Source organism: Streptomyces deccanensis, assembly GCF_022385335.1.
GTDB lineage: Bacteria > Actinomycetota > Actinomycetes > Streptomycetales > Streptomycetaceae > Streptomyces > Streptomyces deccanensis.
Genome location: NZ_CP092431.1, coordinates 928,193 through 947,841, shown reverse-complemented (window position 1 = coordinate 947,841; position 19,649 = coordinate 928,193). Strand labels below are relative to the sequence as shown.

At 72.1% G+C, this 19,649-nt stretch carries 18 protein-coding genes; 6 read left to right on the top strand and 12 right to left on the bottom strand.

Annotation, left to right across the window (positions count from 1 at the left end):
• The first annotated feature begins 219 nt into the window (after positions 1–219).
• The gene (locus tag L3078_RS04435) at positions 220–2,106 is read left to right on the top strand and encodes a sulfatase-like hydrolase/transferase (protein WP_239750895.1); all 1,887 of its coding nucleotides are present in this window, start codon (positions 220–222) and stop codon (positions 2,104–2,106) included.
• Positions 2,107–2,238: 132 nt separating this feature from the next.
• On the opposite strand, the gene L3078_RS04430 is transcribed toward L3078_RS04435, so the two are convergent.
• A complete protein-coding gene (locus L3078_RS04430) occupies positions 2,239–3,825 on the bottom strand; it encodes an alpha-amylase family glycosyl hydrolase (protein ID WP_239750893.1) in 1,587 nt (528 codons plus the stop codon).
• Positions 3,826–3,889: 64 nt separating this feature from the next.
• On the opposite strand from L3078_RS04430, the gene L3078_RS04425 reads away from it, so the two are divergent.
• A complete protein-coding gene (locus L3078_RS04425; RefSeq protein WP_239750891.1) occupies positions 3,890–4,633 on the top strand; it encodes a class I SAM-dependent methyltransferase in 744 nt (247 codons plus the stop codon).
• A gap of 21 nt (positions 4,634–4,654) precedes the next feature.
• Here the strand turns inward: L3078_RS04425 and L3078_RS04420 are convergent, their stop codons facing one another.
• The 9 genes from L3078_RS04420 to L3078_RS04380 form a co-directional block, all read right to left on the bottom strand.
• Positions 4,655–5,461 (bottom strand): alpha/beta fold hydrolase, encoded by an 807-nt coding sequence (locus L3078_RS04420; RefSeq protein WP_239750888.1) that lies wholly within the window; start codon positions 5,459–5,461, stop codon positions 4,655–4,657.
• Positions 5,462–5,679: 218 nt separating this feature from the next.
• Positions 5,680–6,840, bottom strand: a complete 1,161-nt coding sequence (locus L3078_RS04415; protein ID WP_239750886.1) for a serine hydrolase domain-containing protein — start codon at positions 6,838–6,840, stop codon at positions 5,680–5,682.
• Positions 6,729–7,382 carry a nuclear transport factor 2 family protein gene (locus L3078_RS44900; RefSeq protein ID WP_420864038.1) on the bottom strand — a complete coding sequence of 218 codons (654 nt, stop codon included), beginning with the start codon at positions 7,380–7,382 and terminating at the stop codon, positions 6,729–6,731. Before L3078_RS44900 ends, L3078_RS04415 begins: the two co-directional genes overlap by 112 nt.
• A gap of 16 nt (positions 7,383–7,398) precedes the next feature.
• The gene (locus L3078_RS04405) at positions 7,399–8,367 is read right to left on the bottom strand and encodes an acetylxylan esterase (RefSeq protein WP_239750883.1); all 969 of its coding nucleotides are present in this window, start codon (positions 8,365–8,367) and stop codon (positions 7,399–7,401) included.
• A gap of 125 nt (positions 8,368–8,492) precedes the next feature.
• On the bottom strand, positions 8,493–10,091 hold the full coding sequence (locus tag L3078_RS04400; protein WP_239750881.1) for a solute symporter family protein: 1,599 nt from the start codon (positions 10,089–10,091) through the stop codon (positions 8,493–8,495).
• Positions 10,085–10,486, bottom strand: coding sequence for a DUF485 domain-containing protein (locus L3078_RS04395; protein WP_239750879.1), 402 nt, complete (start codon positions 10,484–10,486; stop codon positions 10,085–10,087). The genes L3078_RS04400 and L3078_RS04395 overlap by 7 nt, the downstream gene beginning before the upstream one ends.
• Before the next feature lie 165 nt (positions 10,487–10,651).
• Complete coding sequence (locus L3078_RS04390) at positions 10,652–11,236, bottom strand: Rv1733c family protein (protein WP_239750877.1); 585 nt, start codon at positions 11,234–11,236, stop codon at positions 10,652–10,654.
• Between the two features lie 123 nt (positions 11,237–11,359).
• On the bottom strand, positions 11,360–12,157 hold the full coding sequence (locus L3078_RS04385) for a ferredoxin reductase (RefSeq protein WP_420864160.1): 798 nt from the start codon (positions 12,155–12,157) through the stop codon (positions 11,360–11,362).
• A gap of 22 nt (positions 12,158–12,179) precedes the next feature.
• The gene (locus tag L3078_RS04380; protein ID WP_239750874.1) at positions 12,180–12,785 is read right to left on the bottom strand and encodes a sulfite oxidase-like oxidoreductase; all 606 of its coding nucleotides are present in this window, start codon (positions 12,783–12,785) and stop codon (positions 12,180–12,182) included.
• Between the two features lie 222 nt (positions 12,786–13,007).
• Here L3078_RS04380 and L3078_RS04375 point away from each other — a divergent pair, with 222 nt between their 5' ends.
• From L3078_RS04375 to L3078_RS04360, 4 genes are all read left to right on the top strand, one after another.
• On the top strand, positions 13,008–13,757 hold the full coding sequence (locus L3078_RS04375) for a GNAT family N-acetyltransferase (protein ID WP_239750872.1): 750 nt from the start codon (positions 13,008–13,010) through the stop codon (positions 13,755–13,757).
• A gap of 304 nt (positions 13,758–14,061) precedes the next feature.
• The gene (locus L3078_RS04370; protein WP_239750870.1) at positions 14,062–14,838 is read left to right on the top strand and encodes a putative protein N(5)-glutamine methyltransferase; all 777 of its coding nucleotides are present in this window, start codon (positions 14,062–14,064) and stop codon (positions 14,836–14,838) included.
• A 119-nt stretch (positions 14,839–14,957) separates the two neighbouring features.
• Positions 14,958–16,979 (top strand): NADPH-dependent 2,4-dienoyl-CoA reductase, encoded by a 2,022-nt coding sequence (locus tag L3078_RS04365; RefSeq protein ID WP_239750868.1) that lies wholly within the window; start codon positions 14,958–14,960, stop codon positions 16,977–16,979.
• 73 nt (positions 16,980–17,052) lie between these two features.
• Entirely contained in the window at positions 17,053–17,646 is a 594-nt protein-coding gene (locus tag L3078_RS04360) for a PadR family transcriptional regulator (protein WP_239750866.1), read from the top strand.
• Positions 17,647–17,707: 61 nt separating this feature from the next.
• Here L3078_RS04360 and L3078_RS04355 read toward each other — a convergent pair whose 3' ends face one another.
• Together L3078_RS04355 and L3078_RS04350 are read right to left on the bottom strand one after the other, a co-directional pair.
• Positions 17,708–18,244: a hypothetical protein gene (locus L3078_RS04355; protein ID WP_239750864.1), complete on the bottom strand. Its 537-nt coding sequence runs from the start codon at positions 18,242–18,244 to the stop codon at positions 17,708–17,710.
• Between the two features lie 162 nt (positions 18,245–18,406).
• The gene (locus L3078_RS04350) at positions 18,407–19,354 is read right to left on the bottom strand and encodes a fibronectin type III domain-containing protein (protein ID WP_239760204.1); all 948 of its coding nucleotides are present in this window, start codon (positions 19,352–19,354) and stop codon (positions 18,407–18,409) included.
• Positions 19,355–19,649 lie beyond the last annotated feature (295 nt).

The following is a 19,649-nucleotide window of genomic DNA, read 5'->3' as shown; positions in this document are numbered from 1 at the left end:
CGGTTCAGCGGAAGAGACCTCGGAGATCGAGGATGAGAGAGCGGCACCGGCGCCCGAGAAGGGGCGATACACACGTGCCACAACCAATGTACCACCATCGGTGGGCGGTCGTTGGGGGGTTCCTTACCGATGGCTTACCCGTGGTCGTTGAACTGATCTCGCGAGCCCCCCGTACAGATGGGCGCACCGCCAGCGGTCTTCGCACGGAAGGAACGTCGCGTGTCGCTCTTCACGCGCTCCAGCACATCACCCGACGCGGACACATCATCCGATGCGGAAACATCACCCGACGCCGACACGACGTCCGACGCGGACCCAGCGTCCGGCGCGGACGAGACGGCCGGGAAGGACGAAGCGAGCGAGCCGTCGACGGAGGCCGCACCGGCTGGGCCCGCCGCCCCCGTCCGTCGATGGCGGCGGTACCGGACGGCCTTCCAGGCGAAGTACCCGGTCGCCGCGCGGAGCCTGTCGTGGGGCGTCACGGCGCTCGCCGCCGCCCTGGTCTACTTCGCCCTGCTCATGCCGGGCCAGCCCGAGTACTTCGTGGTCCGGCAGTTCCTGCGGCTGCCCGTGGAGCCGATCCTCGCCGCCGCCCTGATGCTGGTGCTGCCCCGACGGCCGAGGCTGGTCGCCGCGGTCGTCATCGGCGTCGGTCTGGCCGCGCTGGTGGTCGTGAAGGCCCTCGACATCGGCTTCAACCAGTTTTTGGGCCGCGGCTTCAACGTCGTCCTCGACTGGGGTCTGCTGGACGACGCCGAGTCGTACGTCCAGGACACGCTCGGCCCGACGGGCGCGACGGCCGCCGTGGTTGGGCTCGTGGTCCTGGTGCTGCTGCTGTTCGTCGTCATGGCACTGGCGGTCGTACGGCTCGTCGGCCTCCTGGTCCGCCACCGGGACCGGGCGGCCCGGGGCACCATCGTCGCCGGCACCGTGTGGATCACCTGTGCCGCGCTCGGCCTGACGCCCCTGGAGAACACCGCGTTCGCCTCCCGGAACACCATCGGTTTCGTGCAGGACCGCTGGGGCCGTGTCCAGGAGACGCTGCGGGACGAGGCCGCGTTCGCCAAGGAGGCCAAGAAGGACAAGTTCGCCGACGTGCCCGCCGATCAGCTGCTGACCGGGCTGCGCGGCAAGGACGTCATGATCGCCTTCATCGAGAGCTACGGCCGCGCCGCCCTGGAGGACCCGGCCATCGAGCCCGGCGTGGACGCCGCGCTCGACCAGGAGGGCGAGGCGCTGACCAAGGCCGGGTTCGCGGCGAAGAGCGGCTGGCTGACCTCGGCGACGTACGGCGGCAGCAGCTGGCTCGGCCACTCCACGTTCCTGACCGGCCTGTGGATCGACAACCAGAGCCGTTACCGCACGGTCACCGCCGGCGAACGCCTCACCCTGCCCGGTGCCTTCGCCAAGACGGACGCCTGGCGCACGGTCGGGGTCGTGCCCGGCGTCCAGTACAACTGGCCGGAGGGCGACTTCTACGGCTTCGACAAGGTCTACGACTCCCGCGATGTCGGCTACCAGGGGCCGAAGTTCAGCTGGTCGACGATGCCCGACCAGTACGCTCTCAGCGCGTTCGAGCGTCTGGAGGCCGCCAGGAAGGGCGACAAGCCGCTGATGTCGGAGATCATCCTGACCTCCAGCCACCAGCCGTGGGCGCCACTGCCGGAGATGGTCGACTGGGACGAGGTCGGCGACGGTTCGGTCTACAAGGACATCGAGAAGGCGGGCAAGGACCCGGCGGACGTGTTCACCGACCCCGTCAAGGTCAAGGAGGAGTACGGCAGGTCCGTCCAGTACTCGGTGCACAGCCTGCTGCAGTACGTGGAGAAGTACGGCGACGAGAACACCGTGCTGGTCTTCCTCGGCGACCACCAGCCCATGGCGAGCGTCAGCGGCAACGGCGCCAGTCACGACGTCCCCGTCACGATCGTCGCCCACGACCCGAAGGTCCTCGACCGGATCGACGACTGGGGCTGGTCCGACGGACTGCGGCCCGGTGACGACGCCCCGGTCTGGCGCATGGACTCCTTCCGCGACCGGTTCCTCACCGCGTACGGCGAGGAACCGAAGGCGGCCGGCTGGTCGCGCAGTTCCCCGCGCCCCTGAAAGGGCCGTGGGCCCTGACGGGCCACGGCCCTTTCAGGGCGAAAAGCAGGGGCGCAGCCCCGCTTTTTCAGCGGCGCGGGGAACTGCGCGAGAAGCCCCACCGGACCCGCACCCAGGCTCCACCCCCGACGACTACCCGTCCAGCCGGAAGATCCCGTATCCGAAGCCCCGCGCGGTGACCGTGCCGTCCAGGATCTCCACGCCCTGCCCCTCCACTTGGTACCCGACGGCACGTTCGTATGGCCAACTCGCCTCGCTCCGCTGGGGGTTGACCACCACCAGATACCGTCCGCCCCGGACGTACACGAACGGATATCCCGCGTGCAGCACCTCCACCGAGCCGGCGGAGCCCAGTTCGGGTGTCCGGCGGCGCAGGGCGATCAGGCGGTGGACGAGGTGGAGGAGCGAGGTGTCGTCGGCGCGCTGGGCGGCGACGGTCGGGCGGTCGGGGGAGGGGTCCACGGGCAGGTAGAGGCGGTCGGCGGGGGCGGTGGAGAACCCCGCGTTCGGGGTGTCGTCCCACTGCATGGGGGTGCGGGAGCCCGCGCGGTTGTAGTCGGGGCCGAGGACGCTGCCCTCCTTGTCGGGCAGGCCCGGGAGGTAGCGCATGCCGATCTCGTCGCCGTAGTAGATCGCCGGCAGCGTCGGCCAGGTCAGCTGGAAGGTGAAGGCGGCGGGGAGCTGATCGGGCGTGCGGGGGCCGCAGTTGAGGCGGGAGAAGTCGTGGTTGGCGGTGGGCAGGGAGACGAAGCCCGTACCGTCGACGGCCGCGGTCGCCCGTTGCCAGGCCTCGACGAACGGGTGTGGTGAGCCCGCGCCGCTCGCGTCGAAGAAGCAGTCGAGGGGGTCCCAGTCCGCGTGGACGGTGCCCCCGCCGTTGTTCCACAGCGAGCGCAGGGCGAGGCCGTCGGTGGGGCCGCCGAAGTGGAGGAAGAAGTCGGCGTGGAATCCGGCCGGGATCGACACCTCCGGCTCGCCCCACTCGGCGAGCAGCACGGCGTCCGGGTGCGCGGTGTCCAGCCAGTGCCGCAGCTCCGTCCAGACCCGGGCGGTCTCGGTCCGGTCCGGGTCGTCCTTGACGAGCGACGCGGCCATGTCGACGCGGAAGCCGGACAGGCCGAGGCTCAGCCAGTGGTCCATGATCGTGCGGAGCGCGAGGCGGTTGGCGCGTGGCCCGTCGGCGTCGACCGGCAGCCGCCACGGCTCGGCCGGATGGTCGCGTGCGTAACCGAAGTTGAGGGCGGGCTGGGAGTCGAAGAAGTTCGGCAGGTACGCGCCCGGCCGGGTGCCGGGGGAGGCGACGAAGCCGTCGGGCCGGCCCTCGGCCGTCCAGATGTAGCGGTGGTCGTCCGGGTCGTTCGCGGACGCCCGGAACCACGGGTGGTCGACCGAGGTGTGGCCGGCGACGAGATCCAGCAGGATCCGGATGCCCCGGCGGCCCGCCTGGTCGACCAGCCGCGCCAGGTCGTCGTTGGAGCCGTAGCGCGGGGCGACGTGCAGATAGTCCGCGACGTCGTACCCGGCGTCGCGGAACGGTGAGACGAAGCAGGGGTTCAGCCAGACGGTGTCGACACCCAGCCACGACAGATGGTCGAGACGGTCGGTGATCCCGGGGAGATCCCCGATGCCGTCCCCGTCGGAGTCGGCGAAGGACTGCGGATAGATCTGGTAGAAGACGGCGTCGGCCAGCCAGGACGGGGCAGGACGGAACGAAGTCATGTCCCGGACCATAGGGGAGAGTCCGTGCCGGGCGCTGCCCCGAGTCAGGCCCTAAGCTGAGGTGATGTTCACCCCGCAAGGCCCCAGCCTCCGCGAACTCGCCGTTCAGGCGCTCTCCTCCGTCGAACACGGCTACGACCTGCTCGCGCCCAAGTTCGACCAGACCCCGTTCCGTACACCGGACTCCGTCCTGGAGGCGGTCGAGGCGGCCCTGTCGTCGATGGGTCCGTTCGAGGACGGCCTCGACCTGTGCTGCGGCACCGGGGCCGGGATGGAGGTGCTGCGCGAGGTCTGCCGGAAGAGCGTCACCGGGGTGGACATCAGCGCCGGGATGCTGGCGGTGGGCAGGGAGCAGGTGGGTGCCGGGCGCGCTTCCGCCGGCGAAGGCCCCCTCCTGTCCTGGGTGCGCGGCGACGCCCTCGCCCTGCCCTTCACCTCGGCCTTCGACCTGGTCGTCAGCCTCGGCGCGTTCGGGCACTTCCTGCCGGAGGAGCTGCCGCGTCTGTTCTCCGAGGTCCACTCCGTCCTGAGGCCGGGCGGACGCTTCGCGTTCCCGCTGCCGGCGCCCGCCCCGGCCCGCTCCCCCTGGTACTGGGCGGCCCTGGGCTTCGACGCGGCGATGCGGGTGCGCAACGCGGTCTGGCGGCCGCCGTTCGTCATGTACTACCGGCCGTTCCAACTCGGTGTCGTACGGCCCGAGTTGGAACGCGCCGGATTCGCGGTGCAGCTGTTCGCGCTGCCCGAGTTCGGCTGGCGGCCCGACGGCAGCCCCCGCTGTCGCCTGGTGGTGGCCACCCGCGAGGGCTGACCGGGATCGGCCGGCCGAGCCTCAACGAGTGGACTTGGCCGCCGACTTGATCAGCGCGGCCACCTTGTCCGGGTGGGACATCATCACCACGTGCGAGGAGTTGACCTCGACGGTGTGCGAGCCCGCCCGCTTCGCCTGGAAGCGCTCCAGCGCGGGGGAGATCGTCTTGTCCCCGGTGGCGACCATGAACCACGAGGGGATCGTGCGCCACGCCGCGACCTGCGCCGTGGACTCGAACGCCGAGAGGCTGACCGGGCGTTGGGACACCGCCAGCACCGACGTCTGCGAACGCGGCAGGTCGCCGGCGAACACGTCGTGGAACTTGTCGGGCTTGATCGCCACGTCGGTGTGTCCGGCCCCGTCCGGCAGGCCCTCCAGTGCCGGAAGCAGTTCGGAACCGGGGAAGCGGTTCGAGAGTTCGCCGAGCACCTCACCCTTGTCGGGCATGAAGGCCGCCACGTACACCAGCGCCTTCACCTCGGGTACGGACGCGGCCGCCTCGGTGACGACGGCACCGCCGTAGGAGTGCCCGACGACGATCTTCGGGCCGTCGATCGTGCCGAGCAGGGAGGAGAGGTACGCGGCGTCCGACTGCAGGCCCCGGAGCGGGTTGGCCGGGGCGACGACCGGATAGCCGGCCTTCTTCAGCCGTGAGACGACGCCGGACCAGCCGGAGGCGTCCGCGAAGGCGCCGTGCACCAGGACGACGGTGGGTTTCGGTGTCGTCCGGTCGGCCGCGGGGGCGGCGGCCGACGGGACGACCGTGGTGGTGAGCACGCCGATCGTGACGGCGATGCCCAGCACCAGAGGACGGTGACGTCTGCGCATGTGTGTGTCAGCTCCTGACGAAGTCGAGAATTCGGCGTCGAAGGACCGCTGTTCGCTTCAGGGAGACAGCGACGGGAGACAGCGAGGGACCACAGTTCGCTCGGGGTCGATGCTGGCACCGGACGAGGTGCGGGAATCGACTGAGCGTGCACTGACGCGGGACTCTCCGTGCAGGGGGAGCCCACCCCCGACACACGTGGGGCGGGCCGCCCCATGGGTCACAGCGCGCTGTAGAGCGCGTCGACGAGCGCCATCTTGCGCGGGTCGTCGGCGATGTGCGGACCCATACGGTTCATGACGTAGCCGAGGGAGACACCGGCCTCCGGGTCGGCGAGACCGCAGGAGCCGCCGTAGCCGTCGTGGCCGAAGGCCCTCGGGTTCGGCCCGTACGACCCGTGCGGGCCGCTCAGCCACAGCCCGAGCCCGATCTCCGTGTCCCGGCCGAATCCGGCGCCGAGCACCAGGTCACGGCAGGCTCCCTGTCCCTCACGGACCCGCTCGGCCGCCGCCGCGGACAGCACCTCGCGGCCGCCCCAGCTGCCGTGCAGCGCGAGGATCCCGTACAGCGCGGCCACCGCCCGCGCGGTGCCGTGGCCGTTCGCGGCCGGTACCTCGGCGGCCCGCCACTCGGGGGTGTTGGCCTCCGCGGCGCCGACCACCGGGTTGGCGAGGGCGGCCAGCGCGGCGGGCGTCAACTGGGCGAAGACCGCCGCCTGTTCACTGGTCGTCGCGGCCGGCGGATGCACCAGCTCGGCCACCCGTGACGTCTGCGCCTCGGGCAGCCCGATGGTGAAGTCGACGCCGAGCGGGCCCGTCACCTCCCGCGCCAGGAACGCGCCCGGCAGCAGACCCGACACCCGCCGGACCACCTCGCCGACGAGGAAGCCGAACGTCATGGCGTGGTACCCCGACCGGGTGCCCGGCTCCCACCACGGCTCCTGCGCGGCGAGCCGTTCGACGGTCTTCTCCCAGTCCAGGAGCTCCTCGAACGAGAGCGGCTCACGCGGACCCGCGAGCCCCGCCCGGTGCGAGAGCAGATGCCGGACGAGGACGCCCTCCTTGCCGGCCGCCGCGAACTCCGGCCAGTACGTGGCCACCGGGGCGTCCAGGTCGAGCAGGCCCCGGTCGGCCAGGAGGTGCGCGCACAGCGCGGTCGGGCCCTTGGTCGTCGACCAGACGTTGACCACGGTGTCCCGCTCCCAGGGGCGGGTCCGCGCCGCGTCGGCCCAGCCGCCCCACAGGTCCACCACGGTCTCCCCGCGCAGCGTCACCGTGACCGCGGCTCCGAGTTCTTCGCGCTCGGCGAAGTTCTCCTCGAACGCGGCGCGCACGGCCTCGAACCGTGCCTCGCAGTGACCCCGCACCTGAGACTGAGACATGAGCCCTCCGTCGTCCACGGCCGTGCGCCGGGACGAGGGTCGCCCGGCCACGCCGAACATACCGACTGGTCGGACAAGAGGGAAGGAGTCCGCCGGAACCGCGCCCACCGCTCCGGCTGCTCCTGCCGACGCGGGTCCGGGAGGAGGAACGTCGGCCGGGCCGGGTGTGCGTGCTCCGGGACCAGATGCCAGTAGTCCCGGGTCTCCACCGCCAGACCGGCCGCGTCGAACCGTACGAAGACACAGCCCGCGAGGGTCTGCGGGTCCCCGTCGACCTCGGACATCACACGGAACTCGGCGACGGCCAGACCGGCCTGACCGATCATCGGCTCCGAGAAGAGCACCTCGGTCACCCGCTCACCGGTGAAGGACCAGCGCAGATACTCGGCGAGCTGGTCCAGGCCCCGGTGCGGCTCGCGGAACGGGGCCGAGCGGTGCACACAGTCCGGCGCGTACAACTCCAGGATCGCGTCGACGTCATGGGCGGGCCATGCCCGCTGCCACACCCGCACGAAGCGGCGCGCCGCCTCGGTCGTGTCCATCCGCTCGGCCCCTCCCTCAAAGCTGGGCCGCCAGCCAGCGCAGCTTGACCGCCTCCTGGAACGGGCCGCCGCCCTCGTGGTCGTTGAAGTCGTAGACCTCGATCCGCTTGTTGGCCTCGGCCCAGGCGTTGAAGGCCGCGAAGACCGTGGACGGCGGGCAGGTCTGGTCCTCCAGGGCCGCCGAGAACAGCGCGGCGGCCCGGCCGCGCGCGGCGAAGTGCACGGCGTCGAAGTACGCGAGGGTGCGCCCGACCTGCTCGGTGCGCCCGCGGTGGGTCTTGAGGTACTTGCCGATCTCGCGGTACGGATCCCGGTCCGTGATCGTCGTGGAGCGCGGGAAGTCGCACAGGAAGGGCACGTCGGGCGCGACCGCGACCAGGTCGGGGACGAGTCCGCCGACCGCGATCGAGATTCCGCCGCCCTGGCTGGAACCGACGACGGCGGTGCGGGCGGCGTCGGTCCGCGGATGTGCGCGGGCGGCCTCCACCGCGCGCACGGCGTCGGTGTAGACGCGGCGGTAGTAGTAGTTCTCGGGGGCGTCGATGCCCCGGGTCATGAAGCCGGGGAATGCGGGGGCGCCGGCCACCGGGTCGGGGGTGTCGCCGCCTCCGCCCCAGGCGCTGCCCTGGCCCCGGGTGTCCATGACGAAGTGGGCGTAGCCGGCCGAGGCCCACAGGAGGTGGGTGTGGGCCAGACCGCGACCGCCGCCGTAGCCGATGAACTCCACGACGGTGGGCAGCGGTTCGGTCGCGCCGGCCGGGAGGACCAGCCAGCCCTTGACCGGGTGGCCGCCGAAGCCGGAGTAGGTGACGTCGTACACCTCGACCGTGCTCAGCTGGGTCTCGACCGGCTCGAAACGGGCGTCCAGGTCGTGCTCGCGTGCCTCCTGGAGCGTCTTCGCCCAGAAGGCGTCGAAGTCCTCGGGCTCCGTTGAAGCGCTTCGATAACCACGGAGCTCGTCCAACGGCAGGTCGAACAGGGCCATTTGAAGGACCACCTTGTGAGTTCAGAGGTGCGGATGATCACACCGTACGTGGGGCGTCGCGGCCCGCCAAGGGGCTTTTCCCGGTCCGCGACGCCCCGCGGATCAGCCGCGGCCGGTGCCGGGCCTCACTCCTTACCGGCCCCGACGAGGGCCCGGACCTCGAAGTCCTCGTACGCGCCCGCGTCCTCCCGGGGGCCGAGACGGGAGCCGAGCCAACCCAGCAGGAAGCCCGCGGGGATCGACACGATGCCCGGGTTCTGCAGCGGGAACCACGCGAAGTCGGCGTGCGGGTAGACCGAGCCCGGGGTGGAGGAGACCACCGGCGAGAACAGCACGAGCACCACGGAGGTGGCCAGACCGCCGTACAGGCTGAGCAGGGCGCCGCGCGCGGTGAACCCCCGCCAGAACAGGCTGTAGACGATGGTCGGCAGGATGGCGGACGCGGCGATCGCGAACGCCAGGAACGCGAGGGTGGCGGTGTTGGTGCCCCAGGCGAGGAGGGCGAACATCATGCTCAGCACACCCAGGATCACCGCGGCGACCCGGGCCACGCCCAGCTCCTGGGTCTCCTTGGCCCTGCCCTTGCGGATCACCTCGCCGTACAGGTCGTGGGCGACGGAGGAGGCGGCGGCGAGCATGAGGCCGGCGGCGACCGCGAGCAGGGTGACGAAGGCCAGGGCCGAGACGATCGCGGTGAGCACCTCGCCGCCCAGTTCGTGGGCGAGGAGCAGGACGGCGGCGTCGCCCTTGTGGTCGATGCCGGCGATGGTCTCCCGGCCGACGACGGCCGTGGCGCCGAGACCCAGCACGCCCGCCATCAGGCACACGAACCCGACCAGGCCCACCGCCCACACCACCGAGGCGCGCAGCACCCTGGTCCGGCGCGGCGCGAAGAGCCGCATCATGACGTGGGGGAGCGCGGCGAGCCCGAGCACGATCGCCAGTTGCAGACTGAAGAAGTCGATCTTGCTGATGGGGCCCGCCCCGTAGCGCAGACCGGGCTGCAGGTACGCGTCGCCCAGCCCGCTGCCCGCCGTGGCGGAGGCCAGCAGTCCGTCGATGTTCCAGTCGAATCGGTTCAACACGAGGACCGCGACCACCGTGACCCCGGCGACGAGCATCACGGCCTTGACCACCTGGATGAACGTCGCGCCGGGCATGCCGCCGATGGCCGCGTAGATCGTGACGATGGTGCCGATGATGATCACGATCATGGTGCGGGTGGTGGGGCCGGGTTCGCCGACGAACTGGGTCATCAGCGCGATGCTGCCGACCAGTTGGGCGACCAGGTACAGGGTGCACACGGAGAGCGTGCAGATGGCGAGCGCCAGCCGGACCTGCCGCTGGCGCAGCGGGAGCCGTCGGGCCAGGGCGTCCCCGAGGGTGAACTTCCCGGAGTTGCGCAGGGGTTCGGCGATCAGCAGCAGCACCATCATCCAGGCGACGACGGTGCCGCCCAGGTAGAGCAGACCGTCGTACCCGGTGAGGGCGACCAGACCGGTGCTGCCGAGCAGCGTCGCGGCCGAGAGGTAGTCACCGCACATGGCGAGGCCGTTGCGCAGCGGCGACATGTCCCGGTTGCCGAGGTAGAACTCGCCGATCTCGTCCCGCTGGGGTGCCGTCAGCAGGGCGGTGAACAGGGTGATCACGACGACGGACAGGAACAGCACGAACGTCAGCCGCAGGCTGAACGCGTCGGCCACACTCGCGGAGAAGGTCACCATGCGCCGAACCGCCGTCCGGCCGGAACCCGACGCTGCTCGGCCTCGTGCTCCTCCAGCTCGGCACGGAGCCGCCGGGCCACCGGGTCGATCTTCTCGCGCATGTGCCGGACATAGAGGAACGCGGTCACACCCATGACGGCGAACTGCGCCAGACCGAGGGTCAGCCCGAGCGTGAGATGTCCGATCAACCGCTGATTCATTACCCCTGGCGCGAAACTCGACAGGAGGACGTACGACAGGAATCCTCCGACGGACAACGCGGTCGCCGTTATGCCGAATCGGCGATATGCCGCGCTTATTGAACGAAATTCAGGATGGGCGTGGAGCGGATGTCGGCCTGTCCGTGCGGGGGGAGACGGGACGGAACTGGCGTACCGCGCCGCATGGTTGGACACAATGCACCTTCTTCGCTGCCTTATGCCTGTGGGGGAGGAAGCGGAGTATGGCAGCAACGCAATTGAAGTATCAACTGCGTCGAGGAAGTGGATATTGTGGATGTTTCGCGGGTGGCCGGAATGCGCTGCGCGTGGCTATGAGCTGAGAATTGTTCGCGTTTCCCGTCAGGCCCAACGGTGTCCCCAATCGGGCCCCGTCCGCGCCCACTCCCGCTCCCATTCGGCGAGCCGGTGCCGAATGGCGATCCGGCGGACGACCACGTGTCCCAGCAGCACGAAGGCGACGACGCCGCCCGTGGCGCAGGTCCCCATGGCCAGCGCGTGCTGCCAGACGGCGGTGTCGGTCGGCGGTGGCTGGACACTGCGCCCGGCCCCGTCCAGCCATACATCGGCGCGATCGCCGCGCTCGGTGCCCGCCGGCACCCGGGCCTCACCGGTACGGGAGCCGCCGTCGGGTTCGGTCCAGCGCGCCCCCACCCAGTACATGGGCTGCCTGTCGCCGTGCGCGGAGGGCACGGAGGCCGGCGCCTTCTCCAGGACCACGGCGCTGACCCGGTCCAGCGCGGCGCGCTCGGCCACGGCGTGCGCCCGCGCGTCCCCGTGGGCCCACCGGCCCACCGCGACCCCGGCGGCCGGCGCGCCCAGCACGAGCAGCAGCACGACGCACAGCACCGTCCACGCCTCGACGACGTCCGAGCGTCGCCGCAGCGGATTGGCGCGCCAGCGCCATCCGAAGACCTGGCCTCGCATCACGCCCTCCCTCACCGGCACGGCCCTCGGTACGAGAACCCCGGTTAGGACTGGTCCGCACTTCCGGTCTACCCGAAAGAGGCCGTGATGGCATGGTTTGCGCCAGAAATCGTGGAGCGAAGGTCAGCCGAACCGCTCGATGCGGACGCGGTCCACCGGCTGTCCCGCCGCCACCAGCAGCCGCGAGGCGTGCTCGGCGAACGCGTTGGAACCGCACACGTACGCCTCCCACCCGCCCGGCGGCCGCTCGGCCAGCACCGGCGCCACGTGCGCCGCCGACAGCCGCCCCACCGGCGCGCCCTCGGGCGCCCGCCGGGTGAACACGGCCGTGGTCTCCGCGCCGTACTCCGCCGCGTAGATCAGCTCCTCCGGCCCGCGCGCGGACACCAGCAGCCGCAGGGGGACGTCGAGCGCCCGCAGGCGGTGGTGGCGGAGCATCGACATCAGGGGTACGACGCCGGAACCGGCGCCGATCAGCAGCGCGGGACGGTCCCCGGGCCAGGCGAAGAAACCGCTGAGCGGCCCGCGCACCTCCACCTCGTCGCCCGGCCGGGCCTCGGTGTGGAACCAGCCGGACACCTCGCCGCCCTCGACGTGGTCCAGGGTCAGCTCGATGTGCCCCGCGTCGTCCGCCGGGGACGCCAGCGAGTAGTGCCGCTGCGCGGTGTAGCCGTCCCCGGCGGTCAGCCGCAGCATCAGATGCTGTCCGGGCAGATGTCCCGCCCACCCGGGCACCGCGAACCGGAACGTCGACACGCGGGGTGTCTCCCGCCGGATCTCGGTCAGCGTGGCCGTCCGCCACCGCGCCGCCGCCCGGTTGCTCACGGCGATACGGCCGGGCACGGCGAACCGGGTGGGCGGCGTGAAGGGCGTGTGCGACGCGTCAGCTGCCTGTGGAGCGTCGGCCGTCTGTGGCGCGATGGCCGCGTGCGGGGCTGTCGTCTCAGTCACCGGAGTACCGCTGCTCCTCCCACGGGTTGCCCCGCGCGTGGTAGCCGTTCTGTTCCCAGAAGCCGGGCTCGTCGTGGTCGAGCAGGCGCAGGCCCGCGATCCACTTGGCGCTCTTCCAGAAGTACAGGTGCGGCACCAGCAGCCGCGCCGGACCGCCGTGCTCGGCGGGCAGCGGCCGGCCGTCGTACTCCCAGGCGATCCAGGCCCGCCCACCGGTGAGGTCGGCGAGCGGAAGGTTCGTGGTGTAGCCGCTGTGCGAGTACGCGACCACGTGCGTGGCCGACGCGTCGGGCCGGACCACGTCCCAGAACGCGTCCAGCGAGACGCCCCCGAAGCGCACCCCGAACTTCGACCAGCTCGTCACACAGTGGATGTCGCCCTCGTACACCGACGCGGGCAGCGCGTGCGCCTCGTCCCAGTCCCAGGAGCGGGGCTCCGCCACCAGTCCGTCGATCCGGAACGTCCAGTCGGCGGGCGTCAGGTCGGGCGTGACCTCCGCCGACAGGACGGGCCAGTCGTCGCCGGCGTCGTACTGGCCGGGCGGCAGTCCTGGGTGGTGGACGCGGGGGCGTCCGGTGAAGCCTCGGGTGACGTTCATGGGGGTCCAACGTGACGGCGGTGATCGGTCGGTCGTACCACCGTACGTGCCGGTGGAGGGTGCCTCGGCCCCGGGGGCGGATGGCGATCATTGCGGCCGCGTGAACTCTCCGGAGCCCCGGGAATAGGGCCGCGGCGATCTTCCTTGCCGCCAGTGGACGAGCCGGACGGGCAGAACGGGCCGGACGACGGCTGAGGGGAGCGGAGCGGAGTGGGAGAGCGCATGACCGAGTACGCGACGGGCGGCGGCAAGGGCACGGACACCGTGCCGCACGTCCTCGACAACCCCGCGCTGGCCTCCCTCACCGGGCCGCACGCCCACCTCGCCGAGCGGCGCGGCCGGGTGCTGCGCTATCCGCTGGACGTCTCGCCGTGGCTGGGCCTGCCCGACGAGCCGGACGCCGACGACTGGGCCGATCTCGCGGCGCTGGCGGGCCCCGGCGCCGAGGTCCCGGTCCCGGCCTACAGCGGGGGTTTCCCGGCCGGCTGGGAGGTGACGTTCGACCTGGCGGGCGTCCAGCTCGTCGACGACGGGATCGCCGCCGCGCCGGACGACGAGGCGGTACGGCTGGGCCCGGCCGACGTGCCCGAGATGCTCGACCTCGTGGCACGCACCCAGCCCGGCCCCTTCCTGCCCCGCACCATCGAACTCGGCACCTACCTCGGCATCCGCCGGGACGGCGCGCTGGTCGCCATGGCCGGTGAGCGGCTGCGTCCACCGGGCTGGACCGAGATCAGCGCGGTCTGCACCGCCCCGGCCTTCCGGGGCGAGGGCCTCGCCACCCGCCTCGTCCTCGCCGTCGCCCACGGCATCCGGGAGCGCGGCGAGACCCCCTTCCTCCACACCGCCGCCACCAACACGACCGCCATCCGCCTCTACGAGTCCCTCGGCTTCCGCCTCCGCCGCACCACCCGCTTCATGGCGGCCCGCGTACCGGCGACCGCGACGGGGGAGGAGCGGGTGGGCGTGTGAGGGGGCCCGGAGCCCCTGAAGGGGCGCGGGGAACCGCGCGAGAAGCCCCACCGGCCCGCGGGCGATGTGCTCGCGAGCAGGGCCGAAGGCGCGGCCCCGAAGGGTCGCCGTGGAGCCGTTCGGAGTCTTGAGAACCGGTCGTGACCATGGGGTAGGGTTGCCGGGCCAGTCAGCACGTGGACCGAGGAGGTGAGACCCATTACCGCTGTGTCAGGTCGGGTGCTCTCACCTCAACGCGGCGCGACGCGCCGCCGATAGGTCACCGCGGAGCGCCCTTCGGCCCACCGAAAGGCTCCTCGGCGTCATGCCAGTTCTCTCCCTCACCTCCGTCGTCACGGCACTGCGCGCCGCCGGTTGCGTCTTCGCCGAGGACGAGGCGGAGTTGATCCTCTCGACCGCCCGCACCCCCGACGAGGCCGCCGCCATGGTCGACCGGCGTGTCGCGGGCCTCCCCCTCGAACTCGTCCTCGGCTGGGCGGAGTTCGCCGGCCTGCGCATCACCGTGGAACCCGGCGTGTTCGTCCCCCGCCGCCGCACCGAGTACCTCGTCGAACAGGCCCTCGCCGCCGCCCCCGGCGCCCGCGTCGTGGTCGACCTCTGCTGCGGCTCCGGCGCGGTGGGCGCCGCCCTGGCCGCGTCGCTCGACGGCGTCGAACTGCACGCCGCCGACATCGACCCCGCGGCGGTCCGCTGCGCCCGCGGCAACCTCGCGCCCCACGGCGGCCACGCCCACCGGGGGGACCTCTTCGCCGCCCTCCCGGAGGGCTTGCGAGGCCGGGTCGACATCCTCGCGGCGAACGTCCCGTACGTCCCCACCGGCGAGGTCCCGCTCCTGCCGAGCGAGGCCCGCGACCACGAACCCCTGGTCGCCCTGGACGGCGGTGCGGACGGCCTCGACGTCCTGCGCAGGGTCGCCGCCGAGGCCCCCGCCTGGCTCGCCCCCGGCGGCTGCCTCCTCGTCGAGACGAGTCGACGCCAGGCACCGCGCGCCCTCGCCACCTTCCGCCGCTCCGGCCTCACCGCCCGCACGGCCGTCTCGGAGGAGAGACACGCCCACGTGGTGATAGGCACCCTGCCCTGAGCCGTGACAGGGCCCCGTCCCCTTGATGTGGCCTTGCCCTCACCCATTGTGCAACTAGTTGCACAATCGCAGTGGCGTCGTCTACAACCATGGGGACGACGCCACGCACGGAGGGCCCCATGAGCCGTTACCCGCACCTGCTGAGCCCGCTCGACCTGGGCTTCACCACACTCCCGAACCGCGTCCTCATGGGCTCCATGCACGTGGGCCTGGAGGAGGCCGAGCGCGGTTTCGAGCGCATGGCGGAGTTCTACGCGGCCCGGGCACGCGGGGGAGTGGGCCTCATCGTCACCGGCGGCATCGCACCCAACGAGGCGGGACGGCCGTACGAGGGCGGCGCCAAGCTGACCACCGACGCCGAGGCCGACAAGCACCGCGAGATCACCGACGCCGTGCACCGCGAGGGCGGCCGGATCGCGATGCAGATCCTGCACTTCGGCCGGTACGCCTACCACCGCGACCTCGTCGCGCCGAGCGCTCTCCAGGCCCCCATCAGCCCGTTCGTCCCGCACGCGCTCACCGACGCCGAGGTCGAGCAGACCGTCGACGACTACGCGAACGCGGCCCGCCTCGCCCGCCGGGCCGGATACGACGGCGTCGAGATCATGGGCTCCGAGGGCTACCTGATCAACGAGTTCATCGCCGCCGGGACCAACCACCGCGACGACCGCTGGGGCGGCTCGTACGAGAACCGCACGCGCTTCCCCGTCGAGATCGTGCGCCGGGTGCGCGAGGCGGTCGGCGAGGACTTCATCGTCGTCTACCGGCTCTCCATGCTCGACCTCGTGCCCGGCGGCTCCACCCTCGACGAGGTGGTCACGCTGGCGAAGGCCGTCGAGGCGGCCGGGGCGACCATCATCAACACCGGCATCGGCTGGCACGAGGCCCGGATCCCCACCATCGCGACCTCCGTGCCGCGCGGCGCGTACACCTGGGTGACGAAGAAGCTGATGGGCGCGGTCTCCGTCCCGCTCGTCACCACCAACCGCATCAACACCCCGGAGCTGGCCGAGGAGTTGCTCGCCGACGGCCACGCCGACATGGTGTCGATGGCCCGCCCGATGCTCGCCGACCCGGACTTCGTCAACAAGGCGCGCGAGGGCCGCTCCGACGCCATCAACACCTGCATCGGCTGCAACCAGGCCTGCCTGGACCACACCTTCAGCGGCAAGATCACCTCCTGCCTGGTCAATCCGCGCGCCTGCCACGAGACGGAACTCGTGCTCTCCCCGACCCGGCGGCGCAAGCGCGTCGCGGTCGTCGGCGCGGGCCCTGCCGGGCTCGCCTGTGCCGTGAGCGCGGCCGAACGCGGCCACGAGGTCACGCTGTTCGACGCGGCGAGCGAGATCGGCGGCCAGCTGAACGTCGCCCGCAAGGTCCCCGGCAAGCAGGAGTTCGACGAGACGCTGCGCTACTTCCGCACGCAACTCGACGCGCACGGCGTCGACGTGCGCCTGAACACCCGGGTCACGGCCGACGACCTCACGGCGACGGCGTACGACGAGATCGTGGTCGCCACCGGTGTCACCCCCCGCACTCCCGAACTCCCCGGCGTCGACCACCCCAAGGTCCTCGGCTACCTGGACGTGCTGCGGGACGGCGCCCCCGTCGGCGACCGCGTCGCGATCCTCGGCGCCGGCGGCATCGGCTTCGACGTCGCCGAGTTCCTGACCGACGGCGGCGAGAAGACGAGCGAGGACCCGGCCGCGTACTTCCGGCAGTGGGGCGTCGACATGGACTACCGCGCCCCCGGCGGCCTCGCCGCCCCCGAGCGGCCCGTCCCGCCGCGCTCGGTCCACCTCCTGCAGCGCAAGACCACCAAGGTCGGCGCCGGACTGGGCAAGACCACCGGCTGGATCCACCGCACCGAACTCAAGCACCGGGGCGTCACCATGGTCCCCGGCGTCCAGTACGACCTGATCGACGACGCCGGGCTGCATGTCACCGTCGACGGCGTCCGCCAGCTGCTGGAGGTCGACACCGTCGTCCTCTGCACCGGTCAGGACCCGCGCCGTGACCTCTACGACGACCTCGTCGCCGCCGGGCGCTCCGCGCACCTCGTCGGGGGCGCCGACGTGGCGGCCGAACTGGACGCCAAGCGGGCGATCAAGCAGGGCACGGAGGTCGCGGCGGCGCTGTAGGAGGCGTCGCGGGAATCCGTCCGAGGGGGTGCGTGCGGCCGTCGCGCACCCCCGGCCTTCCTAGGATGAGCCCATGTCACTCCCGCACGCGATCCTCACCGCCCTGCTCGAGAAGCCCTCGTCGGGCCTGGAGCTGACCCGGCGGTTCGACAGGTCGATCGGCTACTTCTGGTCGGCGACGCACCAGCAGATCTATCGCGAGCTCGGGAAACTGGAGGGCGAGGGCTACATCCGGGCCCTGCCCTCCGAACGGCCCGCCCGGGGCCAGAAGAAGAGCTACGAGGTACTGCCGGCCGGCCGCGAGGAACTGGCCCGCTGGACCTCCGCACCCCAGGACCCCAAGCCGTGGCGCGACGCGCTCTTCGTCCGGCTGCGAGCCGCAGCCGTGGTCGGCACGGCGGGTCTCGAGGACGAACTGCGGCGCCATCTCGCGCTGCACCGGCGGAAGTTGGCGGAGTACCAGAAGATCGAGCAGCGGGACTTCGGGCCGGGCCGCGACACCGCCCAGGACCGGCTCCAGCATCTGATCCTGCGGGCGGGGATCGACCTGCAGACCTTCTGGACCCAGTGGCTGACGGGCGCCCTGGAGGAGTTCGAGACGCTGCCGGGGGACACCGGCGGCGGCGCGGACGGGAGCGCCGAGCAGGAGAGCGCCGGCGCGGAGTAGGCGGCCGTACGCGTCACGGGCTGCCGCTCATCCGGGCATCGCGACGAGCGCCCACCGGAGGTCAGAGGCGGTGCGGCTTGGCACGGCGGCGCAGGTACCAGACGGCCGCTCCGGTGCCCAGGGCCACCAGCGCTCCGCCGCCCACGAGGGTGACGGTGCCGTACTCCCGGGTCGCGCCGCCGACGCCGCCCATGACGCCGCGTGCGGGCGAGGCCGTCGTCGAGATGGTGGGCGTGGCCGCCGTGACGATGACGGACTGGGTGCCCGCCGTGGTCCCGTCCTTGCACACCACGATCACGGTGTAGGTACCCGGGCCCACGTTCGCCCAGGAGGCGGACTGGGCGGTGCTGGTGCCGGTGAGCGTCACCTGACGCCCCTGGGAGAAGTTCGCCTGCCCGCCGGAGAGCAGCGAGGCGGTGCCGAACGTGCCGTTGGCGCTGTCGGGGCAATCGCTCGTGGTCACGCTCACCGAGGAGCCCGTGGTGCTCACCGAGATCCCCGTCGGGACCGCCGCGGCAGGCTGCGCGGTCAGGGCGATCGGCAGCGCGGCGGCGGCCACCGTCAGGCCGGAGCGGAGGAGTAGCTGAGACGTACGCATGGTCTGCCCTCCAGCGGCACGGTGACGGCACATCCCTTGCGCCGCCGAGGATCGGGGGAACCGTGCTGCTCAGGGGTGAGCCAACGTGCCCCGCGCCGCGCCCGCATGCGGACGACACCCGGGCAGGTGACGCGTACCGCCGTGCGGGGGACACCGTGGCTCTCACCCGTCGGTGGTGACCGTCCGCTCCGCCGAGAACCCGCCCCACGTCCCGTCCGGCAGCTTCGCCCGGATCCGCACGCGGTACGTCACCCCGGTCTCCCGGCCCACGTGGAAGCGGTACGTGGCCCGGCCCCGGGGCGGGGTCCCGCCCCAGACGAGGGTGGTCGCCGTCCGCCCGTCGAGCTGGATCTCGTACTCCGTGACCACCCCGTCGACGGGCGGCGGCAGCCAGGACAGCTCCACGGAGTACGCCTGGTCGTCCCGGCGCGCAGTCGCGCGCAATCCGGTGGGCGCGGTGGCCCGCCCGTCGTCCGCGCCCGGAGCGGTGGTGAGCCGTACCGGCGCGCTCACGGGCGAGAGGTTGTCCGCCGCGTCGCGTGACCGCACGGTGAAGGAGTAGCGGGTGCCGGGCCGCAACCCCGTGACCACGGCCGCCGTCTGCTCCCCGCCCACACCGTGGATCTTCGAGCCGCCCTGCAGGATGTCGTACGACACCACGTCCCGGTCGTCCGTCGACGGCTCCCAGGACAGCTGCACCGCCCTGCTCCCGAGCACCTTCCCTTCGAGGCGCCCGGGCCGGCTCGGGGCCCGTCGGTCCGCCGTCCCGGCGGCGGGTGTCGTGACCCGGACCTCCGCACTCGGCGGCCCGAGGTCCCCGGAGGCGCCGCGGGCCCGCACGGTGAACACGTACGTGGTGGAGGGCCGGAGCCGGGTGACGTCCACCATGTGCTCGTCGCCCGGCACGTCCTTCACCATGTCACGGCCCCGGTACACCTCGTACCCGGCGATCTCCGTGTCCCCGGGCGCCCGGTTCCACATGACGTGCACGCTGGTGGCGCTGCCCGCGTCGGCGGTCACGCCGGGTGGTGCGGGCGGCGGGCGACTGCCGGGGCGCTCCTCGGTCGCGCAGCCGGCGGTGAGGAGCAGCGAGCAGCAGAGGGCCGGCATCAGGACGAGTGCCGGTCCGGGAACGCGTCGCACGATCCTGCCTCCTCGATCGTCGAGCCATGCGGGATCGGTCTGTGGATTGGTCTGTACCTATCTCCATGTATGGCATGACTGACGCGGTCACATCAAGGGGTGGGTCGGGGAAGGACGCGGTTCACGGCACGCCGGGCGGCTACGTATGCTGGTGCTCCGACACGGCGTGAACTCGCCTCTGTGCCAGGCCAGTTCATGCCGTACGGCGCGGGCCGCTGTCGTCGCCGATCCCGCGCCGACGAGAGCGGCCGAGCGGCCGGGG

Excerpts from the sequence above, each read along its gene's own strand:
- L3078_RS04430 (WP_239750893.1), bottom strand. The coding sequence starts at position 3,825 with ATGACTTCGTTCCGTCCTGCCCCGTCCTGGCTGGCCGACGCCGTCTTC.
- L3078_RS04425 (WP_239750891.1), top strand. The coding sequence starts at position 3,890 with ATGTTCACCCCGCAAGGCCCCAGCCTCCGCGAACTCGCCGTTCAGGCG.
- L3078_RS04420 (WP_239750888.1), bottom strand. The coding sequence starts at position 5,461 with ATGCGCAGACGTCACCGTCCTCTGGTGCTGGGCATCGCCGTCACGATC.
- L3078_RS04415 (WP_239750886.1), bottom strand. The coding sequence starts at position 6,840 with ATGTCTCAGTCTCAGGTGCGGGGTCACTGCGAGGCACGGTTCGAGGCC.
- L3078_RS44900 (WP_420864038.1), bottom strand. The coding sequence starts at position 7,382 with ATGGACACGACCGAGGCGGCGCGCCGCTTCGTGCGGGTGTGGCAGCGG.
- L3078_RS04405 (WP_239750883.1), bottom strand. The coding sequence starts at position 8,367 with ATGGCCCTGTTCGACCTGCCGTTGGACGAGCTCCGTGGTTATCGAAGC.
- L3078_RS04400 (WP_239750881.1), bottom strand. The coding sequence starts at position 10,091 with ATGGTGACCTTCTCCGCGAGTGTGGCCGACGCGTTCAGCCTGCGGCTG.
- L3078_RS04390 (WP_239750877.1), bottom strand. The coding sequence starts at position 11,236 with ATGCGAGGCCAGGTCTTCGGATGGCGCTGGCGCGCCAATCCGCTGCGG.
- L3078_RS04380 (WP_239750874.1), bottom strand. The coding sequence starts at position 12,785 with ATGAACGTCACCCGAGGCTTCACCGGACGCCCCCGCGTCCACCACCCA.
- L3078_RS04375 (WP_239750872.1), top strand. The coding sequence starts at position 13,008 with ATGACCGAGTACGCGACGGGCGGCGGCAAGGGCACGGACACCGTGCCG.
- L3078_RS04370 (WP_239750870.1), top strand. The coding sequence starts at position 14,062 with ATGCCAGTTCTCTCCCTCACCTCCGTCGTCACGGCACTGCGCGCCGCC.
- L3078_RS04365 (WP_239750868.1), top strand. The coding sequence starts at position 14,958 with ATGAGCCGTTACCCGCACCTGCTGAGCCCGCTCGACCTGGGCTTCACC.
- L3078_RS04360 (WP_239750866.1), top strand. The coding sequence starts at position 17,053 with ATGTCACTCCCGCACGCGATCCTCACCGCCCTGCTCGAGAAGCCCTCG.
- L3078_RS04355 (WP_239750864.1), bottom strand. The coding sequence starts at position 18,244 with ATGCGTACGTCTCAGCTACTCCTCCGCTCCGGCCTGACGGTGGCCGCC.
- L3078_RS04350 (WP_239760204.1), bottom strand. The coding sequence starts at position 19,354 with ATGCCGGCCCTCTGCTGCTCGCTGCTCCTCACCGCCGGCTGCGCGACC.